The sequence below is a fragment of the Thermus thalpophilus genome (assembly GCF_022760915.1).
GTDB classification, from domain to species: Bacteria; Deinococcota; Deinococci; order Deinococcales; family Thermaceae; genus Thermus; species Thermus thalpophilus.
Window position 1 is genome coordinate 1 of the sequence record NZ_JAKTNS010000170.1, and the last position, 216, is coordinate 216.

Annotated in this window: 1 protein-coding gene; it reads right to left on the reverse strand. The window is 58.8% G+C overall.

What is annotated here, in order from left to right; translation table 11 throughout:
* Positions 1–216, reverse strand: a 216-nt coding sequence (locus L0D17_RS13460; RefSeq protein ID WP_243095728.1) for a transposase, incomplete at both ends; no start/stop codon positions are given.

Here is a 216-nt window from a genome sequence, read left to right on the forward strand (position 1 = left end):
CAGCACCTCCTTCACCTCCGAGAACCCCTTTAGTTTCCGTTCTGCCCACCTCCCTTCCTGCCTCTCCGACTCCAGGTAAAGAAGCTTGTACACCGCCTCTTCCTTAGGAAACTTGTGGTCCCGCACCTTCGTCCCCCGCCGCACTTCCCGGATAAACCGCTCCATCAGGTTGGTGCTCCGCAGGTACGGCCAAAGCACCTTGGGGTACCCGTAGAA